Source organism: Cryobacterium sp. 10I1 (assembly GCF_035019805.1).
GTDB lineage: Bacteria > Actinomycetota > Actinomycetes > Actinomycetales > Microbacteriaceae > Cryobacterium > Cryobacterium glucosi.
In genome coordinates this window covers 1-1,975 of sequence record NZ_JASJVF010000397.1, presented here as the reverse complement: position 1 = coordinate 1,975, position 1,975 = coordinate 1, and the positions used below count along the sequence as shown (strand labels likewise).

Below are 1,975 nucleotides of genomic sequence, written 5' to 3'. Positions count from 1 at the left end.
GCCCGGGCGCAACGCTGGGAACCCGTCGAGATCATCAAGGCCCTCTTCGTTGAGGAAGTCACCGGCCGGTCCCGGTCAATGCTCGCGACCAGGCGCCGGGCCGCGGGGTTCCCAACGGGGAAAACGTTCGACACGTGGGATGAGGCCGCGTCCTCGATCCCGGCCCCGACGCAGCAGGCCCTCCGCACGTTGGAATGGATCGGCCGGAAGGAGAACGTCGTCGTTTGCGGGCCCTCCGGGACTGGGAAGACGTTCTTCCTCGAGGCCCTCGGCCAGCAAGTCGTCGAGGCCGGGATGCGAGTCGCCTGGTTCCGCCTCGAAGACCTCGGTGCTCTCGTCCGCGCGCACCGCGCCGACGACTCCGTCGGCCGGGTCGTGGCCCGGATCCTGCGCTCGGATCTGATCGTGATCGATGACATCGGGCTGCTCGAAGTCGGGGCCGACGCCGCCGAGGGCCTCTATCGACTCGTCGATGCCGCCTACGAGAAACGCTCCATCGCAGTCTCGTCGAACCTGCATCCAGCAGGCTTTGACGAGCTCATGCCCAAGACCCTCGCGACCGCGACCGTTGACCGGCTCCTGCACCACGCCCACGTCTGCCAGACCTCGGGCGACTCGATCCGCCTCACGCAGGCCCTCGCCGGGAAAGGCGTCACGAAGATGAGCTAGACCAACTACGACCGCGCATGGCCAACGCCACCAACACCCAGGTGGGCAGATCTGTTGGCCATGACCGGGCAGTTCTCGTGGCCACCAGCGGGCAATTCTGCTGGCCGCCTACGGGCAGTTCCAAATGGCCATTGACAATCCCTCGGGTCCTCGGGTTCTAGGGCACTCGAATGCAACCCAGACCAGCGACTTCTGTGCATTCATCACCACTCGTGGGAAAGCACCACTTGGATATCGGCGAAGACGCCGGTCGACAGCACCTCAGCTGCCAGTTTGCTCGGTGTTGGCATCGCTGGCACGCTTGGCAGCGTCGTGCTGGAGTGGCGGCTACCAGCGTGGAGAACTGGAGATCGCCGGTTAGAGGGAGCTTCCCAAGGGGTTGAGGGGGTGCAGGTTGCGGTCGAAGTCGTATCGGAGGAGTTGCCCGGTCGGGAGTTCAGCGTCACGGGTCTGCCGAGCATTGCTGTCGTTGAGAACGATCCGTAGTTGAGCAATAACGTGCGGATCTGCCATGAGAAGTATGGTTTGCCGGTCGGACAGCAGGGGACTGCCCCGGGTTTGGTTGACTCCTGACCTGTGGAGATTCGTCTTCGCTGGAAAGATGTCATCATGCCCAAGCCTTACCCACCCGAGTTCCGCCGCGATGTTGTCGCGGTCGCCCGGAAGCACGAAGCCCCGCTGAATCAGATCGCGAAGGACTTCGGGATCTCGGAGTCCTGCCTGGCGAACTGGCTCAAGAAAGCCGACGTCCAAGAAGGCGTCAAGCCCGGCGTGACCGAGAAGGAATCCGCGGAACTGCGCGATGCCAGGAAGCGCATCCGGCTGCTCGAGCAGGAAGCCGAGGTCATGCGGCGGGCCGTGGCCTATCTGTCCCGGGACGTCAACCCAAAATGATCTACCCGCTGGTCCGTGAACTGGCCGTCGACGGTGTCCCCGTCACGGTGACCTGCCGGGTGTTGCGCTTCTCCAAACAAGCGTTCTACCAGTGGAAGCGCAACCCTATCTCCCAGCGCGACTGGGACGACGCCCACCTCACCAACGCCGCCTGGGACGCTCACCGGGACGACCCTGCGTTCGGATACCGGTTCATCGCCGACGAGCTCCACCAGGCGGGCCTCAGCGCCAGCGAGAACCGGGTCTGGCGGCTGTGCTCGCAGCAGCGGCTCTGGTCCGTGTTCGCGAAGAAACGCGGCCTCACGCGCAAGGCCGGCCCACCCGTCCACGACGACCTCGTCGAGCGGAAATTCACCGCGACACGCCCGAACCAGCTTTGGCTGACCGACATCACCGAACACCGCACCGACGA

Annotated in this window: 2 protein-coding genes and 1 pseudogene; 2 read left to right on the top strand and 1 reads right to left on the bottom strand. The window is 64.7% G+C overall.

Annotation, left to right across the window (positions count from 1 at the left end):
• Positions 1-669, top strand: a 669-nt coding sequence (locus QN345_RS18420) for an ATP-binding protein (protein WP_323509043.1), incomplete at its 5' end; no start/stop codon positions are given.
• 357 nt (positions 670-1,026) lie between these two features.
• Here QN345_RS18420 and QN345_RS18415 read toward each other — a convergent pair.
• A complete protein-coding gene (locus QN345_RS18415) occupies positions 1,027-1,182 on the bottom strand; it encodes a hypothetical protein (protein ID WP_322140582.1) in 156 nt (51 codons plus the stop codon).
• A gap of 96 nt (positions 1,183-1,278) precedes the next feature.
• Between QN345_RS18415 and QN345_RS18410 the strand changes: the two are divergent.
• Positions 1,279-1,975 (top strand): annotated as a pseudogene (locus QN345_RS18410) (transposase); the annotation flags it as partial.

Coding starts and splice junctions, on each gene's coding strand:
- QN345_RS18415 (WP_322140582.1), bottom strand. CDS start 1,182: ATGGCAGATCCGCACGTTATTGCTCAACTACGGATCGTTCTCAACGAC.